Raw genomic sequence first — 23,920 nt, forward strand, 5'->3', positions numbered from 1 at the left:
TGCCGTGAAATCGGCCGCCCGAACGGTGAGTTCGGGCCGATCCCACGGTCACGTGGAACGGCAACACACGATATGCGCTCGCTGTGGGGGACTTCCGTGGGAACGGCAACGGTTTCGCTACGGGCTGCCTGAACTGGGGAGTTGGGCGGAGAAACGGTTCGGACCGGGCGCCCCAAGGGGTGCGCGAGCCGGGTGGCGTCGCTCCCGTCGCCGGTGTCCCTTCCGACGCTCGGACGATCTTCGGTGAGGCCGTAACCCGTCGGCCGGAGCGGGGTTGGTAGCGGCGGGGGCGCGACGGGGTCCCGTTCCTGGGCGAGGGAAGGCGGGCGGCCGTGGATGTGATCGGGGCGGGGGAGCGGACCTGTGCGCTGCCGATCGTGCCGGTGCGGGCGCGCGGGCTGACCGTCGAGGGGGCCGACGGGCGGCGGTACCTGGACTGTCTCTCGGGAGGCGGGGCCCTCGCGCTCGGGCACAACCACCCCGTCGTCCTCGCGGCGATCCGCAAGGTCCTCGACTCCGGGGCGCCGCTGCACGCCCCCGGCCTCGCGACCCCCGTCAAGGACGCCTTCGTCACCGAGCTGCTGCGCACCCTTCCGCCCGGACTCGCCGGCCACGCGCGCGTGCGTTTCTGCGGGCCCGCCGGGACGGACGCCGTGGCGGCGGCCCTCACGCTGGCCCGCACCGCCACCGGTCGCGCCGGGGTCCTCGCCTTCAGCGACGCCCACCACGCGACCGCCGCAGGCGTCTCCGGTGGGGCGCCCTATCCGTACGGCTACCGCTGTCCCTACGGCGTCGGCGGCCAGGGGGGTGCCGAACTCGCCGCCCGCTGGGCCGAGTCCGTCCTCGACGGGGCCCAGCCGGGCGTGGCCCGCCCCGGGTGCGTGATCCTCGAACCCGTCCAGGGCGAGGGCGGCGTCGTCCCCGTGCCGGACGACTGGCTGCGCCGGGTGCGACAGGTCACCGCCGATCGGGGCGTCCCCCTGATCGCCGACGAGATCCAGACCGGCGTCGGCCGCACCGGTGCCTTCTGGGCCGTCGAGCACAGCGGGATCACCCCCGACGTCATGGTCCTCTCCCAGGCCATCGGCGGCAGCCTGCCCCTCGCGGTGATCGTCCACCGCGACGACCTCGTGGGGGAACCCGGCGCCCACGCGTTCCCTGGCAACCAGCTCGCCATGGCTGCGGGGGCGGCCACCCTCGCCCACGTCCGCGAACACCGACTCGCCGACCACGCGGCCGGGCTCGGAGCCCGGATGCTCCGTCAACTCCGGGCTCTTGCGGGGGAGTTCCCGTACGTCGGTGAGGTGCGGGGGCGGGGGCTCATGATCGGTGTCGACATGGCGGCTGCGGAGTCGGACGTGGGGGTGCCATGGGCGGCCGGGGTCGGTGGGGGCGCTTGTGCGTCGTCCGTGGGTGCCTCCGACGTTGCCGCCGTGGGCGGAGGTGCCCCAGCCCCGCACCTGGACGCCTCCGGCATCGCCGCCGCTGTCCAACGCGCCTGCTTGGAGCGGGGGTTGATTGTCGGCCGGCACGGCAGCGTCGTCCGCCTCCTCCCGCCCCTCACGATCACCGACGATCAGGCGACCGCGATCCTCGACCGTTTCGCCGACGCGATCGGGGCGGTCGCAGGCGATCCCGTTGCGGCAGTCACTCGCTACCCCGGCGCCCGCGACCTCGCCACGGTGGTCACCCGCGCCCCTGCCATCCACGACCCCGCCACCCGCCTCTCCATGCCGGGCGAGCACCGCACTTACCGCCGTACGGACCCGCCGCCCCCACGCGCGACACCCCCGACCTAGCCCCTCACTGCTCACCGGCCACCTCACGGGCCACCCACCCCCCTCACAAGGACCCTCCGTGCACACCGAACCCACCAGACGACCGGCCTCCGCCCCCCACTCCCTCCCGGCCCCCGCCCCCGCTGCCGGCCACCCCGCCCCCCACGCCACCGCCCAAGCCGCCGCCACGGAGAACCTCCTCCGCTGCTGGGTGCGCGAGACATCCGTACCGCCCCCCGACACCGACCACCTCCGCATCCCCCTCCCGTCCTCCGGCCTCACCCTGCTCGTCCCCGTCCACTACTGGTCCCCCACCGGCCTGCACCGCTTCGGCCCCCCGACGCTCGCCGACGCCCCCGCCCCGGCCCCTCCACTGGACGCGATCACGCTCGCGGCCTTGCTGACCCGCGAGGCACACTCGGGCGCTGCCCCTACGGGACCGGCCCGTGAGGCACACCCAGGCACCGCCGCCCCGGCCCCGGCCCGCACAGCCGACGCGACACCGGCCCGCGACCGAGCCGTCGACAGCCCCGCCCCCGGCACCCCGCCCCACCCCGCAGACCCCTCCGACCTCGTCCCCCGCGTAGCCGACTCCCTCCGCCGCGCAACCCTCTTCCTCACCGGCCACCAAGCCCCCCACTCCGACACCCCCGACCTGTTCCTCGCCGCCGAACAGTCCCTCCTCCTGGGGCACCCCCTCCACCCCACCCCGAAGAGCAGGGAGGGCCTGACCGACGCCGAAACCCTTCGCTACTCACCCGAGTCACGTGGCTCGTTCCCCCTTCACTGGCTCGCTGTCGCCCCGTCCGTACTCGCCACCGACTCCGCCTGGACCGAGAGCGGACGAGGGGTTCGCGCGGAGCACCTGACCGCCCGACTGGCCGGCCCCGGGCTCCCGTTGCCCGAGGGGTACGCCGCCCTCCCCCTGCACCCCTGGCAGTTCCACGAGACCCGGCACCGCCCCGAGGTCGCGGCCCTGCTGGACGCCGGGCTGCTGAGGGACCTCGGCCCGTACGGCTCCCCGTGGCACCCGACCTCCTCGGTCCGCACCGTCCACCGCTCCGGCGCCCCCGCGATGCTCAAACTCTCGCTGGCGCTGCGCATCACCAACTCCCGCCGGGAGAACCTCCGCAAGGAACTCCACCGGGGCGTCGAGGTGCACCGCCTCCTGCGCACCGGCCTCGCCCGGGAGTGGCACGCCGCCCACCCGCACTTCGACATCGTCCGCGACCCGGCCTGGCTCGCCGTCGACGACCGCGAGGGCCGGCCCGTGACCGGACTGGACGTGGTCATCCGGCACAACCCCTTCGCCCCGTCGGACGACGTCTCGTGCGTCGCCGGCCTGGTGTCGCCCCGCCCGCACGCCCCCGGGCCCCTGCCCGGCGCCCGCCGTCCCTTGACCGATCACCACCTGGACCTCCTCTCCTTCCGTTCCCGTCTCGCGACCCTCGTGGACCGCCTCGCCTCCCGCAGCGCCCGCCCCCGCAGTGCCGTCGCCGTCGAGTGGTTCCTGCGGTACCTGGAACACGTCGTCCGCCCGGTGCTGTGGCTCGACGGCGAGGCGGGGATCGCCCTGGAGGCCCACCAGCAGAACACCCTCCTGCTCCTGGACCCCGACGGCTGGCCCGCGGGCGGCCGGTACCGGGACAACCAGGGCTACTACTTCCGCGAGTCCCGCCGCGCCGACCTCGACACCCGGCTCCCCGGCATCGGCGCCTCCAGCGACACGTTCGTCTCCGACGAGGTCACCGACGAGCGCTTCGCCTACTACCTCGGCATCAACAACGTGCTCGGCCTGATCGGCGCGTTCGGCTCCGAACGCCTCGTGGACGAACGCCTGTTGCTCGCCTCCTTCCGCCGCTTCCTCGCATCGGCCGCCGCCGGCCCCCGGCGGATGCGCAGCTCCCTCCCTTCCCGGCTGCTCGACTCACCCGTCCTGCGCTGCAAGGCGAACCTCCTGACCCGGCTGCACGGCCTCGACGAACTCGTCGGCCCGGTCGACACCCAGTCCGTCTACGTCACCATCGCCAACCCCCTCGCCTCCTCCTAGACCCCGGCCTCCCTCCCGAAAGGAGCGTTCCTGTGCCGACCACGAAAGGTCACGACGACCCCAGCACCACCGGAGACCTTCTGGACGGGGTCGCCGACTGGGGCCCCACCCTCTGCCACGTCGGCATCTTCCATCTCATCCCCGTGACGTTCGACCGGGGAATCCCTCTGGTCGCCCGCTGGATGAACGACCCTGTCGTAGCCGCCTTCTGGGACCTGGCGGGCCCCGAGATCCGGACCACCCGGCACATCAGGGTCCAGCTCCAGGGCGGCGGGCGCAGCGTCCCCTGCCTGGGGGTGCTGAACGGTACGCCGATGAGCTACTGGGAGATCTACCGCGCGGATCTCGACCCGCTGGCCCGCTACTACCCCGCCCTGCCGCACGACACCGGTCTGCACCTCCTCATCGGGGACGCGCGGGACCGGGGGAGAGGGCTGGGCGGAGTCCTGTTGCGGACGGTCGCCGACCTCATCCTCGAAAAGCGCCCCGACTGCCCCCGGGTCATCGCGGAACCGGACGTCCGCAACGCTCCTTCCCTCCGCATCTTCTACACCTCCGGCTTCGAGCGCATCGGCGAGGTCGACCTCCCCTCCAAGCGGGCCGTGCTCGTGACGCGCGACCGCGATTCCCTGTGCCCTCCGCCCGAGGGCCGGCTTCCTCAGTTCACGGACCCCAACCTTCCGGGCTTCTCATGACTGCTCGAACTTGCTTCGTTACTCATAGTGACGTTCCGGATGTCGTCCGAGTTCCCTCGTCGCCCAGACTTTTTTCCGAGCCCCCTCCGAGCCCCCTTCCGGGCCTCCTCCACCCCTTCGGACCCCGGCGCCCACCCCACTCCCTCGCGCCCCCTCCCACTCCACACCCCACCCCGATCCCACCCCCACCTCCCGATCGGCGGCACGATTGTCAGTCCCGGGCCGTAGGGTGGTCGCGCTATGACGAAGCCCTCTCTCCCCGAACTCCTGCATGCCGCCGTCACCTCCGTCGGCGGCGCGGAGCGTCCCGGTCAGGTGACCATGGCCGAAGCCGTCGCGGAGGCGATCGACGACGGCTCCCATCTGCTGGTGCAGGCCGGCACCGGCACCGGAAAGTCGCTGGGATACCTCGTCCCCGCGCTCGCGCACGGCGAGCGGGTGGTGGTCGCGACCGCCACCCTCGCCCTCCAGCGCCAGCTCGTGGAACGCGACCTCCCGCGCACGGTTGACGCCCTGCACCCCCTGCTGCGCCGCCGCCCGGAGTTCGCGATGCTCAAGGGCAGATCGAACTACCTGTGCCTGCACCGGCTGCACGAGGGCGTGCCGCAGGACGAGGAGGAGGGCCTCTTCGACCAGTTCGAGGCGGCGGCCCCCTCCAGCAAGCTGGGCCAGGACCTGCTGCGGCTGCGCGACTGGTCGGACGAGACGGAGTCGGGCGACCGCGACGACCTCACCCCGGGCGTGTCCGACCGCGCGTGGGCGCAGGTGTCGGTCTCCTCCCGCGAGTGCCTGGGCGCCTCCAAGTGCGCGTACGGCGCGGAGTGCTTCGCCGAGACGGCCCGCGAGCGCGCCAAGCTCGCCGAGGTCGTCGTCACCAACCACGCGCTGCTCGCGATCGACGCCATCGAGGGCGCCCCGGTCCTCCCGCAGCACGAGGTCCTGATCGTCGACGAGGCGCACGAACTGGTCTCCCGGGTCACCGGCGTCGCCACCGGCGAGCTGACCCCGGGACAGGTCAACCGCGCGGTACGGCGCGCCGCCAAACTGGTCGACGAGAAGGTCGCCGACCAGCTCCAGACCGCGGCCGAGGGCTTCGAGCGGCTGATGGAACTGGCCCTGCCCGGACGCCTCGAAGAGCTGCCGGAGGACCTCGGCTACGCGCTGACGGCCCTGCGCGACGCGGGCCGTACGGTGATCTCCGCGCTCGGCACGACCCGCGACAAGTCCGTCCAGGACGAGGACGCGGTCCGCAAGCAGGCGCTGGCGTCGGTGGAGACCGTCCACGACGTGGCGGAGCGCATCGTGCAGGGCTCCGAGTACGACGTCGTCTGGTACGAGCGCCACGACCGCTTCGGGGCGTCCCTGCGCGTCGCGCCGATGTCCGTGTCGGGCCTGCTGCGGGAGAAGCTCTTCGCGGACCGCTCGGTCGTCCTGGCGTCGGCCACGCTGAAGCTGGGCGGCGACTTCAACGGCGTCGGCGCGTCCCTCGGGCTCGCCCCGGAGGGCGTCGAGGGCGAGGACCTGCCGCAGTGGAAGGGCCTCGACGTCGGCTCGCCCTTCGACTACCCCCGCCAGGGCATCCTGTACGTCGCCAAGCACCTCTCGCGCCCCGCGCGCGACGGCGACCGCGCGGACATGCTGGACGAGCTGGCCGACCTCGTCCAGGCGGCCGGCGGCCGTACGCTCGGCCTGTTCTCGTCGATGCGGGGCGCCCAGCTCGCCGCCGAGGAACTGCGCGTGCGCATGCCGGAGTTCCCGATCCTCCTCCAGGGCGAGGAGACGCTCGGCGAGCTGATCAAGAACTTCGCGGCGGACCCGAGGACGTGCCTGTTCGGCACGCTCTCGCTCTGGCAGGGCGTCGACGTGCCCGGGCCCAGCTGCCAGCTCGTCGTCATGGACAAGATCCCGTTCCCGCGCCCCGACGACCCGCTGATGAGCGCCCGGCAGAAGAAGGTCGAGGAGGCCGGGGGCAACGGCTTCATGTCCGTCGCCGCCACCCACGCGGCCCTCCTGATGGCCCAGGGAGCCGGCCGCCTCGTCCGCGCGACGGGGGACCGGGGTGTCGTGGCCGTCCTGGACCAACGCCTCGCCACCGCGCGCTACGGCAGCTATCTGAAGTCCTCCATGCCCGACTTCTGGTACACGACGGACCGCAACCAGGTCCGCAAGTCCCTTGCGGCGATCGACGCGGCGGCGAAGCAGGCGGAGGCGTGAGGGCGTGAAAGAGGGGGCGAGCCGCGACTCGCCCCCCATCGAGGGCACGTCAAGGCCCCGTAAGAAGACAACACAGGGCCCCGGAACCGGCGCAGGGATCCCGGGGCCCAGTCAACAGGGCGGAGGCGCAGCAGGAAGGCCCGCCCGCGCACCGCCTCAGATGCGGCGCAGTACGGCCACCACCTTGCCGAGGATCGTCGCGTCGTCACCGGGGATCGGCTCGTACGCGGCGTTGTGCGGAAGCAGCCACACATGGCCGTCCTCGCGCTTGAAGCGCTTGACCGTCGCCTCCCCGTCGAGCATCGCGGCGACGATGTCGCCGTTCTCGGCGACGGGCTGGCGGCGGACGGTCACCCAGTCGCCGTCACAGATCGCGGCCTCGATCATCGAGTCGCCGACGACCTTCAGCACGAACAGCTCACCGTCGCCCACGAGCTGACGGGGCAGCGGGAAGACGTCCTCGACGGACTCCTCCGCGAGGATCGGGCCACCGGCGGCGATCCGGCCGACCAGCGGGACGTACGACGCGGCGGGCTTGCCCGCGGTGTCCGTCGGCTGCGCGGAGACCGACTGGTCGGAGCCGCGCACCTCGTACGCGCGCGGGCGGTGCGGGTCACGGCGCAGGAAGCCCTTGCGCTCCAGGGCCATCAGCTGGTGCGCCACCGAGGACGTGCTGGACAGGCCGACGGCCTGGCCGATCTCCCGCATGGACGGTGGGTAGCCCCGCCGCTGCACGGAATCCCTGATGACCTCGATCACCCGGCGCTGCCGGTCGGTCAGGCCCGAGCTGTCCGCCCGGATGCCTGGAGGTCGGCCCGGCAGGGAGCGCTTGTGCCCCTCGGGGTTTGTGGCTTCGTTCATCGCGTGCACCGGGTCGAGTCGGCCCTGGGAGCGCTCCTGGGCGGTGATGGTGGCACTGTCTGCGGTGGTGGTCACGGCGGCCCCTCTCGATGGTCTCCCTGCTTGACAACGGTAGTTGCTTTCGAAAGGTTGCGCCAAACACACGTTCGAGTGAAAAACCCCGAAGAGTTGGACTTGATCATGTGTCCAGGTGTATGGCTCACGCCGTGTCCGGCGCGCGGAATGGGCTGACGTCGTACCCTTCGCCGCTGTCACCGGTGGCCTTGTGGGCCGTCGTCCCAGTCTGCCAGCCGTCGCCCTGTCCGGCGGGGATCAAGGCCCGAGTCCCACCTCTCCTCCCTCCCGCGCTCACGCAATCTCCCCATGTGCCCAGGTGGCGTCCCGCGCGCGTGTATGCGCGGGGTCGTCCTCGGGCGCCCTGCCGGCGCGACACGCGGGAATGGCCTGGGTTTATTCGTCAATCCCCCACATCTAGTGGTTGGATTGGCGACGTGGCCCAGAAGTTGTGGTGCCCCGTGTGTTCGCACCCCCCGGGATCGCCTATGCTGGGGGCTGCTTCGTGAGGCCCCAGGGGCCCGTGAGGCCATCGAGTCTGCTGTGAGGAGGGTTGGGAATCCATGCACTGCCCCTTCTGCAGGCACCCCGACAGTCGTGTGGTCGACAGCCGTACGACCGACGACGGCACGTCGATCCGCAGGCGCCGTCAGTGTCCTGACTGCTCCCGTCGTTTCACGACGGTGGAGACCTGCTCGCTGATGGTGATCAAGCGCTCCGGAGTCACCGAACCCTTCAGCCGTACCAAGGTCATCAACGGCGTGCGCAAGGCGTGCCAGGGACGGCCTGTCACCGAGGACGCCCTCGCCCAGCTCGGCCAGCGGGTCGAGGAGGCCGTACGGGCCACCGGAAGCGCCGAGCTGACGACCCACGACGTGGGGCTGGCCATACTCGGCCCGTTGCAGGAACTCGACCTCGTCGCCTATCTGCGGTTCGCCTCGGTCTACCGGGCGTTCGACTCGCTGGAGGACTTCGAGGCCGCGATCGTGGAACTCAGGAACCAGACGGGACCCCCGGCCGCGGACGACGACGTCCGCGAGGGCGCGGTCCCGGAGGGCATCGGTGGGGCCGGGGCCGTTCAGGTGCCCGGGCCCGCCGCTACCGCCGACTGACCCGGCGGCCGGCACCGGGCGGAGACGCCGGGGTCGGCCGGGTATCGGCGATGAAGAGACCTGTTGCGGGCGGAAGAGCGTTTGGGTGCCCGCAACTTCAGAAATCACACTGTGTCACGGGAACAACGTGGCATTTCTGGGCGTTTTTGCCTGTACCAGGGAGGCGGCATGACAGAGACGGCGAGCGGTCCGGCGCGAGGTTCCCGAGCCAAGGGAGCCAAGGCCAGCAAGGGCCTGCGCATCGAGCGCATCCACACCACCCCCGGCGTGCATCCGTACGACGAGGTGGTCTGGGAGCGCCGTGACGTCGTCATGACCAACTGGCGCGACGGCTCGGTCAACTTCGAGCAGCGTGGCGTCGAGTTCCCCGACTTCTGGTCGGTGAACGCGGTCAACATCGTCACCAGCAAGTACTTCCGCGGAGCGGTCGGCACCCCCCAGCGTGAGGTCAGCCTCAAGCAGCTGATCGACCGCATCGTGAAGACGTACACGAAGGCCGGTGAGGAGTACAAGTACTTCGCCTCGCCCGCGGACGCGGAGATCTTCGAGCACGAACTGGCGTACGCCCTCCTGCACCAGATCTTCAGCTTCAACAGCCCCGTCTGGTTCAACGTCGGCACCCCGCAGCCCCAGCAGGTGTCCGCCTGCTTCATCCTGGCCGTCGACGACTCCATGGAGTCGATCCTCGACTGGTACAAGGAAGAGGGCATGATCTTCAAGGGCGGCTCCGGCGCCGGCCTGAACCTCTCCCGCATCCGCTCCTCCAAGGAACTCCTCTCCTCCGGCGGCAACGCCTCGGGCCCGGTCTCCTTCATGCGCGGCGCCGACGCCTCGGCCGGCACCATCAAGTCCGGTGGCGCCACCCGCCGCGCGGCCAAGATGGTCGTCCTGGACGTCGACCACCCGGACGTCGAGGACTTCATCGCCACGAAGGTGAAGGAGGAGGAGAAGATCCGCGCCCTGCGCGACGCGGGCTTCGACATGGACCTCGGCGGCGACGACATCACGTCGGTCCAGTACCAGAACGCCAACAACTCGGTCCGCGTGAACGACGAGTTCATGACCGCCGTCGAGAACGGCACCGAGTTCGGCCTGCGCGCCCGCCTGGGCGGCGAGATCATCGAGACGGTCGACGCCAAGGCACTCTTCCGCAAGCTCGCCGAGGCCGCCTGGGCCTGCGCCGACCCGGGCATCCAGTACGACGGTGTGATCAACAACTGGCACACCTGCCCCGAGTCCGGCCGGATCACCGCGTCGAACCCGTGCAGCGAGTACATGCACCTGGACAACACGTCCTGCAACCTCGCCTCGCTGAACCTGATGAAGTTCCTCAAGGACGACGGCAAGGGCGAGCAGTCCTTCGAGGCCGAGCGCTTCCAGAAGGTCGTCGAACTCGTCATCACCGCGATGGACATCTCCATCTGCTTCGCCGACTTCCCCACCCAGAAGATCGGCGAGAACACCCGCGCCTTCCGCCAGCTCGGCATCGGCTACGCCAACCTCGGCGCCCTCCTGATGGCGACCGGCCACGCGTACGACTCCGACGGCGGCCGTACCCTCGCCGGCTCCATCACCTCCCTGATGACCGGTACGGCCTACCGTCGCTCCGCCGAACTCGCCGCGATCGTCGGCCCGTACGACGGCTACGCGCGCAACGCCGACGCCCACAACCGCGTCATGAAGCAGCACGCCGACGCGAACGGCGCCGCCGTCACCATGGACGACCTCGACACCCCGGTCTGGGCCGCGGCCACCGAGGCCTGGCAGGACGTCCTGCGCCTCGGCAAGCAGAACGGTTTCCGTAACGCCCAGGCGTCGGTCCTCGCCCCGACCGGCACCATCGGCCTCGCGATGTCCTGCGACACCACCGGCGTCGAACCCGACCTCGCCCTGGTCAAGTTCAAGAAGCTGGTCGGCGGCGGCTCGATGCAGATCGTCAACGGCACCGTCCCGCAGGCCCTGCGCCGCCTGGGCTACCAGGAGGAGCAGATCGAGGCGATCGTCGCCCACATCGCCGAGCACGGCAACGTGATCGACGCCCCCAGCCTCAAGACCGAGCACTACGAGGTCTTCGACTGCGCCATGGGCGAGCGCGCCATCTCCCCGATGGGCCACGTCCGGATGATGGCCGCGATCCAGCCCTGGATCTCCGGCGCCATCTCCAAGACGGTCAACATGCCGGAGACGGCGACCGTCGAGGAGGTCGAGGAGATCTACTTCGAGGCCTGGAAGCTCGGCGTCAAGGCGCTCGCGATCTACCGCGACAACTGCAAGGTCGGCCAGCCCCTCTCCGCGAAGACCAAGGACTCCAAGGAGAAGACCGAGGTCACCGAGAAGGCCGAGGCGACGATCCGCGAGGCCGTCGAGAAGGTCATCGAGTACCGCCCGGTCCGCAAGCGCCTCCCCAAGGGCCGTCCCGGCATCACCACGTCCTTCACGGTCGGCGGCGCCGAGGGCTACATGACGGCCAACTCCTACCCGGACGACGGCCTCGGAGAGGTCTTCCTGAAGATGTCCAAGCAGGGCTCCACCCTCGCGGGCATGATGGACGCCTTCTCCATCGCGGTCTCCGTGGGCCTGCAGTACGGCGTCCCGCTGGAGACGTACGTCTCGAAGTTCACCAACATGCGCTTCGAGCCGGCCGGCATGACCGACGACCCGGACGTGCGGATGGCCCAGTCGATCGTCGACTACATCTTCCGCCGCCTGGCGCTGGACTTCCTGCCCTTCGAGACCCGCTCCGCGCTCGGCATCCACTCCGCCGAGGAGCGCCAGCGCCACCTGGAGACCGGCTCGTACGAACCGGCCGAGGACGAGGTCGACGTCGAGGGCCTGGCCCAGTCCGCGCCGCTCCAGACGGCCTCTGCGGCCGTCGCCACCCAGGCCGCCCCGGTCGCCGTGCCCGCCCCCAAGCAGGCCCACACCAGCGCCGAACTGGTCGAGATGCAGCTCGGCATCCATGCCGACGCCCCGCTCTGCTTCTCCTGCGGTACGAAGATGCAGCGCGCCGGCTCCTGCTACATCTGCGAGGGCTGCGGCTCGACCAGCGGATGCAGCTGACCTGTGAACGCGGGCACTGACGGATAGGTGCCAGAGGTAAGGGGCGTCGGCCATGGCCGACGCCCCTTACCTCGTCGTACGGGTGTGCCTCGTCAGGACGGGCGGACCGCCCCCATGACGCGGGTGAAATCGGCCGGGTCGTCCTCGAAGCCGTGGACGCCGTCGTGGAACTCCCAGCCGTCCTTCGGGTCGCGGACGAACGCGGCGACGGTGGCGGCCGTGGAGCCGAGGATGCCGCCGAAGTCGCCCTCCGCCAGGACGGTGTAGCCCTCGCGGATACGGAACTGCGGGTTGGCGACGCTGACGAACGTCCGGTGGTCGGGGCGCTGCTGGATCACGACGCCGACCACGACACGGCCGTAGCGCGCGTCCAGCCGGTCGAGTTCGAGCGTCATCACCTCGTCCCAGCCGAAGCCCTTGCCGTCCTTGCTGTCGCGGTTGAGGTAGATCGTGCCGTCGGGCGACCGGCTGTCGAAGTGCACGACGAAACCGGGAGCGCCCTGCGGATCGCTCTGGAGGTACGTCCCGGCGACGATGTCCAGATCGGTCGCGGGCTGCCCCGCCGGACTGGGATCCCACTTGACCGAGATCTCCACCTTGCGGATCCCCTTGATGAGGCCGTTCATCAGGCTTCCCCTTCTCCCCAGCGCTTCATGGCCCGAACTGCCCGGTCATCAGGGCCGGTTGTCCATCCTGCCACGTGCATGTGCGCGAGCGCCCGGCCGAGGGTGACCGGCGCCACGCCCCGGGGCCTTACCATGGCGCGGTGCTGGTCAAGTGGATTCGCTGCACCGTGGTGGACCGCAGAGGTTTCGAACGGGGACAGCGGAAGTGGGCGGGGCTTCTGGGGGAGCCGGGATTCCGTGGACAGGGCGGCGGCTGGAGCCGGAGCCGTCCTGGGGTCGCGCATGTCTTCGCCTTCTGGGAGAGCCGCGCCTTCTACGACTCCTTCATGGCCCGCTCCCACGACCGGCTCGCGGCCTCCCAGGTGGGCACCTTCCGCGACGCCCAGGTGCGCCTCTTCGACCACCGCTTCGACGTCAAGACCGGCTTCGAACCCCGCTTCACCGACGCCGACCTGCTGCGCGTCGCCCTCTCCCGGGTCCACGAGGAGCGCGCCGAGCACTTCACGCTGATGCAGGAGAAGGTCTGGAACCCCGCGATGGCCGGCTCGCCCGGCATGATCCGCGGCCTGTTCGCCGAGGCGCCCGGCAACGAGTTCATGGTCCTGTCCATGTGGCGCTCCGAGGCCGAGCACGGCAAGTACCGCACCGAGCGCATCGAACGGCTCGCGCTGCGCGCCCAGATCGAGGCCGACATCGCCGCCCTCACCGGGGACATCGTCGAGATGGAGTCCGCCTGGACGGTCTGAGACCGCGTCCGCAGGTGCCCGTTCCGTGTGACCTACGCCGTATGGAGCCCGTACGGGTGCTCGAAACCGCGTGACTCGATCTAGGGTTTCGGCATGGCACGACCACGGCGCATCGTCCTTGTCCGGCACGGGGAGTCAACGGGCAATGTTGATGACACCGTCTACGAACGCGAACCCGACCACGCGCTGGCCCTCACCGACAAGGGCCGACGGCAGGCGGAGACCACCGGGGAGCGGGTCCGGGAGATCTTCGGCGACGAACAGGTCAGCGTGTACGTCTCCCCGTACCGGCGCACCCACGAGACCCTGAGCGCCTTCGACCTCGACCCCGCGCGCATACGCGTGCGCGAGGAGCCCCGGCTGCGCGAACAGGACTGGGGCAACTGGCAGGACCGCGACGACGTACGCCTCCAGAAGGCGTACCGGGACGCCTACGGCCACTTCTTCTACCGCTTCGCCCAGGGCGAGAGCGGCGCCGACGTGTACGACCGGGTCGGCGGCTTCCTGGAGAGCCTGTTCCGCAGCTTCGAGGACCCCGACCACCCGCCGAACGTCCTGATCGTCACCCACGGCCTCGCGATGCGGCTGTTCTGCATGCGCTGGTTCCACTGGACCGTCGCCGATTTCGAATCCCTGTCGAATCCCGGGAACGCGGAGATGAGGGTGCTCGTTCTAGGGGATGACGGCAGGTACACCCTCGACCGGCCGTTCGACCGCTGGCGGACCCCGGAGCCCTACGGCGTCACCGGATAAGGTGACCGGCGATGACTCCCGCCCCTTCCGTCCCCTCCGACCCTTCTGTCCCTTCGACCTCTTCGACCGGCGAGCGCCTGGCACGCGCCCTGAACAGCCTGCGCGGGCTGTCCGTGGGAGACGCCCTCGGCTCCCAGTTCTTCGTCCCGGAGAACTACCCGCTGCTCGCCCGCCGCGAGCTGCCGCCCGGCGACTGGCAGTGGACCGACGACACGGAGATGGCCTGCTCCGTCGTCGCCGTCCTCGCCGCCCACCACCGCGTCGACCAGGACGCGCTGGCCCGCTCCTTCGCCGTGCACCACGACTTCGATCGCGGCTACGGCCCGGCCGTCAACCGCCTCCTGCGGCTCGTGCGCGAGGGCGGCGACTGGCGGGAGCTGTCCGCCGCGCTCTTCGACGGCCAGGGCTCCTGGGGCAACGGCGCGGCCATGCGCATCGCCCCGCTCGGCGCCTGGTACGCCGACGACCCCGAGCAGGCCACCCACCAGGCCGAGATCTCCGCCTACCCCACCCACCAGCACCGCGAGGCCGTCGCCGGCGCCATGGCCGTGGCCGCCGCCGCAGCCCTCGCCGCCTCCGCAGACGGCCCGCCCGCCCCCGAGGCCCTCCTCGACGGGGTCCTCGCCCTCGTCCCCCGCAGCGCCGTCTCCGCGGGCCTCAGGCGGGCCCGCGACATGCTCGACTACGCCGACCCGGGCACCGTCGCCGCCGTCCTCGGCTGCGGCCGGCGCACCACCGCCCACGACACGGTCCCCTTCGCCGTCTGGTCGGCGGCTCGTGCCCTCGGCGATTACGAGTCGGCGTTCTGGACGACGGCCCAGGCCGGCGGGGACGTCGACACGACCTGCGCGATCGTGGGCGGGATCGTCGCGGCGGGGAGCGCGGGGGCGCCGCCCGAGGAGTGGGTACGGCGTACGGAGGCGTTCCCGGGGTGGCTGTCGGCGGGGGCGTGAGCCGTACGACGGGACGCTTCGGCAAGCCTCGTACGATGATCGGCTCGCGTTGCCGTTCACTTCACGTGTGCGACGGAGCGCGACCCGGGATGCGCTCGCGCCGTCGCCGTACCCGTTGGCCGGAGCGGCAAACGTGAGGTCGTGAACCACCGTTTCCGCGAGGCTCTTTGCGGTGCGGCAGCGAACGGTCGCCGCTGTGTCCGCCGCCCGACGGGCCGGGGTGCCGAGCACCGGGCGCGGCGGCGTAGGCTAAGACCGCCATGCCGTACGAACCACCCACTCACACCGTCGAGCGCTCCCTCCGTGCGACGACCGGAGCGAAGGTCATTGCCGGTGTCGACGAGGTGGGCCGGGGAGCCTGGGCCGGTCCCGTCACCGTCTGCGCGGCGGTCACCGGACTGCGCCGGCCTCCCACAGGCCTCACCGACTCCAAGCTGCTGACTGTCAAGCGACGTACCGAACTCGCCGAGGAACTCCGGGGATGGGTGACGTCGTACTCCCTGGGGCACGCGTCGCCCGAGGAGATCGACGGGATGGGCATGACCGCGGCCCTGCGGCTCGCGGCGGTCCGTGCCCTGGAGACCCTCCCGGTCCGGCCCGACGCGGTCATCCTCGACGGCAAGCACGACTACCTCGGTGTGCCCTGGCGGGTCCGTACCGTCATCAAGGGCGACCGGTCGTGCGTGTCGGTCGCGGCGGCCTCGGTGATCGCCAAGGTCCAGCGCGACAAAATGATGGCCGAACTGGGTGTCGACCATGCAGACTTCGGTTTCGCGGACAACGCCGGGTATCCGTCACCCGTGCACAAGGCCGCGCTGGAGGAGCGGGGGCCCACCCCGTACCACCGGCTCTCGTGGGCCTATCTCGACGGGCTGCCGCAATGGCGGCACCTGAAGAAGGCCCGCAGCTGGGCGGACGGAAGCACTCCGGAGATCGAGGGCCAGCTCGGCTTCGACTTCTGACGCGACCGCTCGCACTGATGTGCCACCCCCTGGCGCGTGTCGCACCAGCGTTTGATAAAAATCAGCTCATGCCTCTCATTCCCGAGGAGCCTCAGATTCACGAGAGTGCCCAGGGTCCCCGCGTCACTCCGGCCGCCGGCCGTAGCGCGCAGACCCCTCGTCCCGTTCCCGGCCCCCGTCCCGCGGTCCCGCCGCGTCCCGGTCGTCCGGGCCCCCGGCCCATGGCCCCCGCGCAGCGCACCCCGCGCGACACGGCCCCTGCCGCCCCCGCGGCCGTCCAGATCCAGTCGATCCCGGCCTCGGCGGAGGGTGCCCTGGACGCCGCGGAGGAGGCTGTGGACCTGCTGTTGGAGTCGGGCCGTGCCCCCGGCGACGTGCTGGTGATCACCACCGGCGCCCAACACCCGTGGTCCGCCCACGAGTTGACCTTCGGCGAGGCGTCCTACTGGGCCCAGCACGACGCGCGTGACGACGTCTTCTACACGGACGCCGCCGGCGCGAGCCGTGCTGCTCAGCGCCCCGTCGTCGTGGTCGCCGTCAACGGCGGTCCCGACGACTCCATCGCGACCGTCCTGCCGCTGGCCCGTTCCAAGGCGGGCGCCCTGCTGATCGTCTGCGGCGACCGGCAGTACGCCGACGCGGCGCTCGGCGCCGGGGTCTGACCCTCGCGCGTGCGCGTGGAACGGCGTTGTCCGTCGCTGTGAGGCAGACCTCGCTGGTGTCGCCTCGCGCGTGCGCGCGAGACGTGGGGTTCCCCGCGCACGCGCGCTTCAGCCGCTCGTCGTGTTCCGAGGAGGCCGCGGCCTGTCGTCCGTACGACAGTGTCGCGGCCGTTTCGCGTGCCGTCCCCGGCGGGCCCTCAGCGGGCCGCCGCGCGCCTCAGGACGTCCGAGACGGCGCCGCCGGTCCTCGGGAGCGGGGGAGGTGCCTCGGAGAGGCCGAAGGGCTCCGGCGGGGACTCCGAGTTGGGCCGCCGGCCGCCCCGGCCCTCGCCCAGGACCTGCCAGCCGTCGCGCGTGAGCGTGATGTACGCCCCGCAGCGCAGCCCGTGCAGCGTGCACGCGTCGCGCAGGCCCCACATCCACGCGCCGTCCTCCTCGGTCCAGCGCGCGTCGCCCTCGCGGCAGTACAGCAGCACCGCCGTCCGCACCGGGGTCCGCCGCCGCAGGTCGTGCGGGATGACCCGGCGCAACTGGGCGAGCAGCGCGTTGCGGAACATCCAGCCGTCGGCCGCCGCCGGGCGACGCACGAACGAGGCGCTGGCGCACAGCCGTTCGTCCGGGTCGAGCACGGCCACGACCGCGGTCGACGGTCTCGGCCTGTGCCGTGCGTGCAGCCCGCTCACGACCTCGCGCGGGTTGCGCAGCAGCGGGATTCCCGCCGCGGCCCATTCCGCGGGTTCGAGCAAGCGGTTGGCGGAAGCGGCGGTCTCGGACGTCGAGAGAGATGCCGCCGAGGACGGCGCGAATCCGAAGGTCACGATCCTCCCTTCGGCTACGGCCCACACAGCGGGCGGGGCGAATTCGGGGGGCACGCACCGCAAACAGAGCCCTGCCTGACCTCAGGCGGACCGTTGCGGGGAGCGGACCTCAATTCTTGCTGTCGAACTGGAATGCGGCAACGAGCAATTGGGATCACCGACTGTTATGTGCCGTTACATGGCTTATATCACTACCTCGGGATCCCCGCGTGGCGGCAGGGGCAGGACGGGCGACGCGCCGGTACCTGTCTCCCTGGTCTGCCACCCCGGGACCGCGCTCAACCCTGGAGCGCCAGAACCAGCGGCATCACCCCCCGCGCGCCCGCGCGGCGCAGCATCCGCGCGGCGACCGCCAGCGTCCAGCCGGTCTCGCTGAAGTCGTCCACCAGGAGCACCGGACCCTGCGCCTCGGCGAGCGCGGCGGCCAGCGCGGGCGGGACGGACAGCGCCCCGTCGAGCGCCTTCAGTCGCTGCGCGCTGTTGCTGCGGGCGACCCGGGGAGAGCCCTCGGCGTACTCCAGACCGCCCAGCAGCGGCAGCCGGCCGACCTCCGCGATGCGCGCGCCCAGCGAGCCGATCAGTGCTGCGCGCGTGCGCGAAGGGACGGTCACCACGCCGACCGGGCGCGCGGGGGCGTCCGCCGACCCGGAGGCCCAGCCGCCGGGCCCCTTCGCCCAGTCGGCCAGCACCCCCACCACGGCCTTCGCCACGTCCTCCGGCACCGGCCCGTCCGGCGCCTGCGGGGCGAGCAGGGGCCGCAGCCGGTTGCCCCAGCCGATGTCCGACAGCCGCCCGAGCGCCCGCCCCGGCGCCGCCAGCTCACCTGCCGGGATACGGCCCTTGAGGTTCATGCCGACCGAGGCGAGCCCCGTCGGCCACATCCGGCGCGGCTCCACCTCGACGCCCGCCCGGCCGAGGTCCACGCGCGCGGCGTCCAGCGCCGCCGTCGACGCGTCGGCCGTGAACCGCGCGCCCGCGCAGTTGTCGCACCGCCCGCAGGGCCGGGCCGTCCCGTCGTCCAACTGCCGCTGGAGGAACTCCATCCGGCAGCCGGTCGCCGCGCCGTACTCCCGCATCGCCCGCTGCTCGGCCTCGCGCTGGCGCGCCACCCACGCGTACCGGTCCGTGTCGTACGACCACGGCTGCCCCGTTCCGACCCAGCCGCCCTTCACGCGCCGGACCGCCCCGTCCACGTCCAGGACCTTGAGCATGCTCTCCAGGCGCGAGCGCCGCAGTTCCACCAACGGCTCCAGCGCGGGCAGCGACACCGGCCCCTCCGCGCGCGCGAGGACGTCGAGCGTCCGGCGCACCAGCTCCTCCGCCGGGAACGCGAGGGAGGCGAAGTACTCCCAGATCGCCTCGTCCTCCCGGCCCGGCAGCAGCAGCACCTCCGCGTGGTCGACGCCACGCCCCGCGCGGCCCACCTGCTGGTAGTAGGCGATCGGGGAGGACGGCGAGCCCAGGTGGACCACGAACCCCAGGTCCGGCTTGTCGAAACCCATCCCCAGGGCGGACGTCGCGATCAGCGCCTTGACCTTGTTGCCGAGCAGATCCTCCTCGGCCTGCTGCCGCTCCGCGTTCTCGGTACGGCCCGTGTACGACGTGACCGCGTACCCGCGCTGCCTGAGGAACGCGGTGACCTCCTCGGCGGCGGCCACGGTCAGCGTGTAGACGATGCCCGAGCCCGGCAGGTCGTCGAGGTGGTCGGCGAGCCAGGCCAGCCGGTGCGCGGCGTCCGGCAGCCGCAGTACGTTCAGGCTGAGGCTCTCCCGGTTCAGCGGACCCCTCAGGACCAGCGCGTCCGACGCGCCGCCCGTGCCGAGCTGCTCGGCCACGTCGGCCGTCACACGCGCGTTGGCCGTCGCCGTCGTCGCCAGCACGGGTACGCCCGCGGGGAGGTCGGCCAGCATCGTGCGCAGGCGGCGGTAGTCCGGGCGGAAGTCGTGGCCCCAGTCGGAGATGCAGTGCGCCTCGTCCACCACCAGCAGGCCCGTCGCCGCGGCCAGCGAGGGCAGGACGCGGTCGCGGAAGTCCGGGTGGTTGAGGCGCTCGGGGCTGATCAGCAGGACGTCCACGACCCCCTCGGCGATCTCCGCCTGGACCGACTCCCACTCCTCCGTGTTGGCCGAGTTGATCGTCCGCGCCCGGACTCCGGCGCGGGCCGCCGCGTCGACCTGGTTGCGCATCAGCGCGAGCAGCGGCGACACGATCACGGTCGGGCCCGCGCCTCTGGCCCGCAGCAGGGCCGTCGCCACGAAGTACACCGCGGACTTGCCCCAGCCGGTGCGCTGCACCACCAGCGCGCGCCGGCCCTCGGCGACCAGCGCCTCGACCGCCCGCCACTGGTCCTCCCTCAGCCGGGCCGCGCCGGTGGGGTCACCGACGAGCCGGGCGAGGACGGTGTCGGCTTCGGTGCGGAGATCTGCGGTGCTGGTGGGCTGCATGCGTCCATACAACAGGACGGGGCTGACAATGCGGGCGGGGAGCCGAGGGGAGGGGGCTCGGGGGATTGCCGGGCGGGCTGTCCGAGAGCGTCGAGTGGGCCTCGTCGGGGTCGGTTCGACGGGCAGGAGTTGAGGGAGCCAGGGGTCGGAAATGTCGTGTCCCTGCCCGGAGTTATCCACAGGCCCAGCGGGAAATCGCGATTCGCGAGATCGTCACGGCATGACGAATCACAGCGAAACGCCTGAACCCATCGACAACGGCACATACGACGGCCCGGAGTCGTCCGGCTTCGAGACCCACGGGTACACCCTCAAGACCCCGGGCGAACTCGCGGACGCCGTGCCCTACCTGCTCGGCTTCCGCCCGGAGGACAGCATGGTCCTGGTCACCCTGTGCGAGCAGGGCGGCCGGAGCCGCTTCGGCGCCCGGGGCGGACTCGGCATCCCCAAGAACCCCGCCGTCTGGAAGGAGGCGGCCGGCTTCTTCGCCGAGGGGGTGGTGAGGGGTGCGGAACGCCGGGGGGCGCGGCCCGAGCAGATGGTCGCCTACGTCTGCCAGGAGCCGGAGCCCGGCGAGACACCCCGCGAGGTCATGGAGCGGCTGAAGCCCCTCGCCCAGCACCTGCGCACCCAGTGCGGGCTCCTCGACATCCCCGTCATCGAGGCGCTCTGCGTCTCCGGCGGACGCTACTGGTCCTACTGCTGCAAGGGTGACGGCTGCTGCCCCGAGGAAGGGGTCCCGATGGCCCTGCCCGGGACGTCCGTCCTCGCCGCCGCCGCGACCTACGCGGGTCTCCAGGTCCGCGGCACCCTGCGGGACTTCCGGACCAGGCTGCTCCCCTGGGAGACCGGTGGCGTCCGGGAGCAGGAAGAGGCGCTGGACGAGGTCGCCGAGGAGATCGTCCCCCGCATCCTCGACGGTGAGAACGCCGAGGTCGCCGAGGAGACGATGGCCCTGGCCGAACGCCTCGTACGACGCCTCGCCGAGGCCCCTGTGATCGCCGGCCCGCTCCTGTCCGACCGCCACGACGACACGCTGATCGAGAACGAGGAGGCGGCCCGGCTGATCCTCGGCCTCCAGGACCGCACGACCCGCGACCGCGCCGCCGAGTGGATGGAGGGCGACGTGGCACTCCCCGCGCTGCGCCTGTGGCGTGCCCTGTCCCGCCGCTGCGTCCGCTCCTGGAGCGACTACGCCGCCGCCCCCCTCGCCCTGGCCGGTTGGGTCGCCTGGTCCCTCGGGGACGACCTCGAAGCGCGGGAGGCCCTCGCGATGGCCCTCTGCGCCGACCCCGACTACCTGTTCGCGGCGCTTCTGCACCAGGCGTGCAACGAGGGGGTCGATCCGGAGTCGGTGCGGCGGTGCCTGCGGTCGGAGCGGGACGGGCGGGGGTCCGAGGGGGAGACGGCCGAGAGTGAGGGGCTGGCGTCCGAGGAAGCCGTGGCGACCGAGCCGGTACCGGCCCCCCATCGCAGGGCCCGCTCCAGGAGCGGTGCGTCTGTCGAGCCGGGAGCGGACGGTCGGCGGCCTCCTCGTACGCGGTCGGCGGCGAGGGGCAAGGACAAGGCCGGGACGCGTCCGAGTGCGCAGGGCAAGCGGGTTGTGCGACAGCGGAGTGCTCCCGAGGAGGAGGCGCTGTCCGGCGGGGACGAGGGGGTTGGGGCGGCTGGGGCGGAGTGACGGTGAGCGGACGGGGGTGGTTCGGCGGGCGTCGGCCGGGCGAGGCGCTGGGGGAGACCTCCGGCGGGCGTCGGCAGGATGCCATCCCTCGGTGTTCCTCAGGTGCCCGGCAAGGCGACACCTCTCCGTGGGCCCTCCGCCGGCACCCTCCCGCGCACCGCCATTCGGAGGGGCCATGGGGCGCAGGGCGTGACCCGGGGGAGCCCCGTCCCGTTCACCTGAGTGGCGGAACAGCCGTGCGGCCCGCGCCGCCGCACCGCCCCCGTCCCGCCGGGGCCCGTCCCCGGCGCCGCACCCGCCCGTGGCGCACAGAGAGCGCAGAGAGCAGAAGAAGTCACCGCATGCATCAACCGACTCCGCCCTCCGCCCACGGCGGGCCCCCGTCGTCGGGCCGGGACGAGATCCCCGAGCGGCTCCTGGGGCGGACGCCCCGCAGGCCGGCCGACGGGACGCGGCCCGACGCGAACCGGCCCCCGCTGCCCGACCAGGGCCGACGCCCGGCCCCCCGTCCCACCGGCCTCCCGCCCGTGCACACGGCGATGATCTGCGTGGCCCTGCCGGGACTCGCGATCTCGGCGCCGGAGGGACAGCTCACCGGGCGCGGCCTGGAGGGGTTCTACCGGGCGGGCCGGCGCCTGCTGTCCCGCTGCCAGGTGCGCGTGGCCGGGCGGGAACCGCTTGTGGCGCAGGCCAGGATGACGGCGGCCGACGAGGTCCGCTTCGTCGGCACCCTGCGCGTCTCGCCGCAGGGCGGCCCCGACCCGGACGTCGTCGTCGAGCGCAGCCGCAACGCCGACGGCACGGAGCGGATCACCCTGCACAGCTACGCCCCGCGCCCGCTGCGCCTCCCGGTCGAGGTGTCCCTCGGGACGGACCTGGCGGACCTGGGCGCGATCGCGGCCGGCGCGACCGCGCCCGAACTGCCCGCCGGCGTCCACGACTCGGGGCTGCGCTGGTCCGGCCCGCCGGGCGCGTCCACCGTCACGGCCGACCCGCCGCCCTCCGACGCGCTGGCCTCCGCCGGCCTGCTGCGCTGGGACCTCGACGTCCCGCCGGGCGGCAGCGCGGTGATCGAGCTCAAGGTCAGGCTGGACGGGAGCGGACCGATGCGGGCGGTGGGCCGGTCGGCGACGAACCCCCTGGCGTCGCCCCAGGCACGCGGCGACGACCCGCGCGTGGGCCCACTGCTGCGGGCCGGCGTCGAGGACCTCCAGGCGCTCCTGGTCCGCGACCCGGCGCACCCCACGGACACCCACCTCGCGGCCGGAGCCCCCTGGCGCTGCGGCCTCGCCCCGGCCGACGCGCTGGCCGCCGCCCGCATGACGCTGCCCCTCGGCACCGGGCTCGCGGCGGGCACCCTGCGCATCCTCGCCCGCACCCAGCGCGCCGACGGCCTCCTCCCCGGCCCGCAGCGGGACGCGGGCGCCCACCTGCCGCCCGCGTGCACCGGCACCGAGGCCACGCTCCTGTTCCCCGCGCTCCTGGCGGAGGCCCGCCGCTGGGGCCTGCCCGAGCCGGAGGTCGCGGACCTGCTGCCGACGGCGGAACGCTGCCTGACCTGGCTGCGGACGACCGTGGGGACGGGCACCTACCTGCGCGACCCGCAGCCCGCCGGCCCCGTCCGCTGTGAGACCCAGGCGCACGCCCACCGCGCGGCCCTCCTCGGCGCCGACCTCCTGGACGCCTGCGGCAGACCGGGCGGCGAGCCGCTGCGGGAGTGGGCGCGCAGGCTGCGGACGGCGTTCCACGAGGAGTTCTGGGCGGACGACCTCGGCGGCGGACGCCCGATCGCCGCGCGGCTGCCGGACGGGCGCCCGGTGACGCACCTCGGCGCCGGCGCCGTACACCTCCTGGACACCGGGCTGCTGGGCGGCGGCGAACTCGCCACCGGGCTCCTCGACCGGGTGCGGACCGAGCACCTCGCGCGGCTGCTCGGCGGCCCGGCGCTGGACTCCGGCTGGGGGCTGCGCGGCCTCGGCGAGAAGGAGCCGGGGTACAACCCCTTCGGCCACCGGGGCGGCGCCGTACGGGTCCACGAGACCGCGCTCGCCGTAGCGGGCCTGGCCGCCGCCGGGTACGAGAAGGAGGCGGGCTCGCTCCTGAAGGGCGTCCTCGCGGCGGCGGAGGCGTTCGGGTACCGGCTGCCCGAGATGTACGGGGGCGAGCGGCGCACCGACGGGAGCGCTCCCGTGCCGCACCCGGCCGCCTGCCGCCCGGCCGCCACGGCAGCAGCCGCCGGCGTCCTGCTGCTGACCACCCTCGCGGGCATCCGCCCCGACGCCCCGGCCCGGACGGTCACCCTGCGCCCCGTGCACAGCGCACCCCTCGGCGAGGTCGGCCTCAGCGGACTGCGCGTGGCGGGCGAACCGTTCTCCGTACGCGTCAGCCGACTCGGCCTCGCCATGGTCGAGGAGGCCGGCGACGGACTCCAGCTGGGGGTGTGAACGACCG

17 protein-coding genes are annotated in these 23,920 nt (G+C 72.6%); 13 read left to right on the plus strand and 4 right to left on the minus strand.

Going from position 1 to position 23,920, the window contains the following annotated elements; translation table 11 throughout:
* Positions 1–332 precede the first annotated feature (332 nt).
* The 4 genes from J8M50_RS35530 to J8M50_RS35545 all read left to right on the plus strand — a co-directional run bounded on the left by J8M50_RS35530 (position 333) and on the right by J8M50_RS35545 (position 6,737).
* Positions 333–1,799, plus strand: a complete 1,467-nt coding sequence (locus J8M50_RS35530) for an aminotransferase class III-fold pyridoxal phosphate-dependent enzyme (protein ID WP_010358931.1) — start codon at positions 333–335, stop codon at positions 1,797–1,799.
* Positions 1,800–1,857: 58 nt separating this feature from the next.
* Positions 1,858–3,828, plus strand: coding sequence for an IucA/IucC family protein (locus tag J8M50_RS35535; RefSeq protein WP_010358930.1), 1,971 nt, complete (start codon positions 1,858–1,860; stop codon positions 3,826–3,828).
* On the plus strand, positions 3,720–4,523 hold the full coding sequence (locus J8M50_RS35540; RefSeq protein WP_100216907.1) for a GNAT family N-acetyltransferase: 804 nt from the start codon (positions 3,720–3,722) through the stop codon (positions 4,521–4,523). Before J8M50_RS35535 ends, J8M50_RS35540 begins: the two co-directional genes overlap by 109 nt.
* Before the next feature lie 240 nt (positions 4,524–4,763).
* Positions 4,764–6,737, plus strand: coding sequence for an ATP-dependent DNA helicase (locus J8M50_RS35545; protein ID WP_010358928.1), 1,974 nt, complete (start codon positions 4,764–4,766; stop codon positions 6,735–6,737).
* Between the two features lie 156 nt (positions 6,738–6,893).
* Here the strand turns inward: J8M50_RS35545 and lexA are convergent, their stop codons facing one another.
* A complete protein-coding gene (gene lexA, locus J8M50_RS35550) occupies positions 6,894–7,673 on the minus strand; it encodes a transcriptional repressor LexA (protein WP_010358926.1) in 780 nt (259 codons plus the stop codon).
* Positions 7,674–8,215: 542 nt separating this feature from the next.
* On the opposite strand from lexA, the gene nrdR reads away from it, so the two are divergent.
* Both nrdR and J8M50_RS35560 read left to right on the plus strand, forming a co-directional pair.
* Positions 8,216–8,764 carry a transcriptional regulator NrdR gene (gene nrdR / locus J8M50_RS35555; RefSeq protein ID WP_010358925.1) on the plus strand — a complete coding sequence of 183 codons (549 nt, stop codon included), beginning with the start codon at positions 8,216–8,218 and terminating at the stop codon, positions 8,762–8,764.
* Between the two features lie 168 nt (positions 8,765–8,932).
* Positions 8,933–11,824, plus strand: coding sequence for a vitamin B12-dependent ribonucleotide reductase (locus J8M50_RS35560; RefSeq protein ID WP_010358923.1), 2,892 nt, complete (start codon positions 8,933–8,935; stop codon positions 11,822–11,824).
* Between the two features lie 92 nt (positions 11,825–11,916).
* Here J8M50_RS35560 and J8M50_RS35565 read toward each other — a convergent pair whose 3' ends face one another.
* Entirely contained in the window at positions 11,917–12,450 is a 534-nt protein-coding gene (locus tag J8M50_RS35565; RefSeq protein ID WP_010358921.1) for a TerD family protein, read from the minus strand.
* A gap of 140 nt (positions 12,451–12,590) precedes the next feature.
* Between J8M50_RS35565 and J8M50_RS35570 the strand changes: the two genes are divergently transcribed.
* From J8M50_RS35570 to J8M50_RS35590, 5 genes are all read left to right on the plus strand, one after another.
* Positions 12,591–13,196, plus strand: coding sequence for a YdbC family protein (locus J8M50_RS35570; protein WP_010358919.1), 606 nt, complete (start codon positions 12,591–12,593; stop codon positions 13,194–13,196).
* A 93-nt stretch (positions 13,197–13,289) separates the two neighbouring features.
* Positions 13,290–13,949, plus strand: coding sequence for a histidine phosphatase family protein (locus tag J8M50_RS35575; RefSeq protein ID WP_010358918.1), 660 nt, complete (start codon positions 13,290–13,292; stop codon positions 13,947–13,949).
* Between the two features lie 11 nt (positions 13,950–13,960).
* Positions 13,961–14,902, plus strand: a complete 942-nt coding sequence (locus tag J8M50_RS35580) for an ADP-ribosylglycohydrolase family protein (RefSeq protein WP_010358917.1) — start codon at positions 13,961–13,963, stop codon at positions 14,900–14,902.
* Between the two features lie 260 nt (positions 14,903–15,162).
* Positions 15,163–15,864, plus strand: a complete 702-nt coding sequence (gene rnhB, locus J8M50_RS35585) for a ribonuclease HII (RefSeq protein WP_010358915.1) — start codon at positions 15,163–15,165, stop codon at positions 15,862–15,864.
* A gap of 68 nt (positions 15,865–15,932) precedes the next feature.
* A complete protein-coding gene (locus J8M50_RS35590; protein WP_078481290.1) occupies positions 15,933–16,526 on the plus strand; it encodes a hypothetical protein in 594 nt (197 codons plus the stop codon).
* Between the two features lie 197 nt (positions 16,527–16,723).
* Here the strand turns inward: J8M50_RS35590 and J8M50_RS35595 are convergent, their stop codons facing one another.
* Both J8M50_RS35595 and J8M50_RS35600 read right to left on the minus strand, forming a co-directional pair.
* Positions 16,724–17,344 carry a hypothetical protein gene (locus J8M50_RS35595; protein WP_010358913.1) on the minus strand — a complete coding sequence of 207 codons (621 nt, stop codon included), beginning with the start codon at positions 17,342–17,344 and terminating at the stop codon, positions 16,724–16,726.
* Positions 17,345–17,622: 278 nt separating this feature from the next.
* Entirely contained in the window at positions 17,623–19,788 is a 2,166-nt protein-coding gene (locus tag J8M50_RS35600) for a RecQ family ATP-dependent DNA helicase (RefSeq protein ID WP_010358912.1), read from the minus strand.
* A 220-nt stretch (positions 19,789–20,008) separates the two neighbouring features.
* Between J8M50_RS35600 and J8M50_RS35605 the strand changes: the two genes are divergently transcribed.
* Positions 20,009–21,469 (plus strand): DUF4192 domain-containing protein, encoded by a 1,461-nt coding sequence (locus J8M50_RS35605; protein ID WP_010358910.1) that lies wholly within the window; start codon positions 20,009–20,011, stop codon positions 21,467–21,469.
* A gap of 539 nt (positions 21,470–22,008) precedes the next feature.
* Positions 22,009–23,913 (plus strand): glycogen debranching N-terminal domain-containing protein, encoded by a 1,905-nt coding sequence (locus J8M50_RS35610; RefSeq protein WP_059044412.1) that lies wholly within the window; start codon positions 22,009–22,011, stop codon positions 23,911–23,913.
* Positions 23,914–23,920 lie beyond the last annotated feature (7 nt).

Origin of the sequence: Streptomyces acidiscabies, assembly GCF_020010905.1 — a bacterium.
Taxonomy (GTDB): Bacteria; Actinomycetota; Actinomycetes; order Streptomycetales; family Streptomycetaceae; genus Streptomyces; species Streptomyces acidiscabies.

Excerpts from the sequence above, each read along its gene's own strand:
- J8M50_RS35580 (WP_010358917.1), top strand. The coding sequence starts at position 13,961 with ATGACTCCCGCCCCTTCCGTCCCCTCCGACCCTTCTGTCCCTTCGACC.
- J8M50_RS35565 (WP_010358921.1), bottom strand. The coding sequence starts at position 12,450 with ATGAACGGCCTCATCAAGGGGATCCGCAAGGTGGAGATCTCGGTCAAG.
- J8M50_RS35610 (WP_059044412.1), top strand. The coding sequence starts at position 22,009 with ATGATCTGCGTGGCCCTGCCGGGACTCGCGATCTCGGCGCCGGAGGGA.
- J8M50_RS35545 (WP_010358928.1), top strand. The coding sequence starts at position 4,764 with ATGACGAAGCCCTCTCTCCCCGAACTCCTGCATGCCGCCGTCACCTCC.
- J8M50_RS35590 (WP_078481290.1), top strand. The coding sequence starts at position 15,933 with ATGCCTCTCATTCCCGAGGAGCCTCAGATTCACGAGAGTGCCCAGGGT.
- J8M50_RS35575 (WP_010358918.1), top strand. The coding sequence starts at position 13,290 with ATGGCACGACCACGGCGCATCGTCCTTGTCCGGCACGGGGAGTCAACG.
- nrdR (WP_010358925.1), top strand. The coding sequence starts at position 8,216 with ATGCACTGCCCCTTCTGCAGGCACCCCGACAGTCGTGTGGTCGACAGC.
- J8M50_RS35600 (WP_010358912.1), bottom strand. The coding sequence starts at position 19,788 with ATGCAGCCCACCAGCACCGCAGATCTCCGCACCGAAGCCGACACCGTC.
- rnhB (WP_010358915.1), top strand. The coding sequence starts at position 15,163 with ATGCCGTACGAACCACCCACTCACACCGTCGAGCGCTCCCTCCGTGCG.
- J8M50_RS35605 (WP_010358910.1), top strand. The coding sequence starts at position 20,009 with ATGACGAATCACAGCGAAACGCCTGAACCCATCGACAACGGCACATAC.
- J8M50_RS35560 (WP_010358923.1), top strand. The coding sequence starts at position 8,933 with ATGACAGAGACGGCGAGCGGTCCGGCGCGAGGTTCCCGAGCCAAGGGA.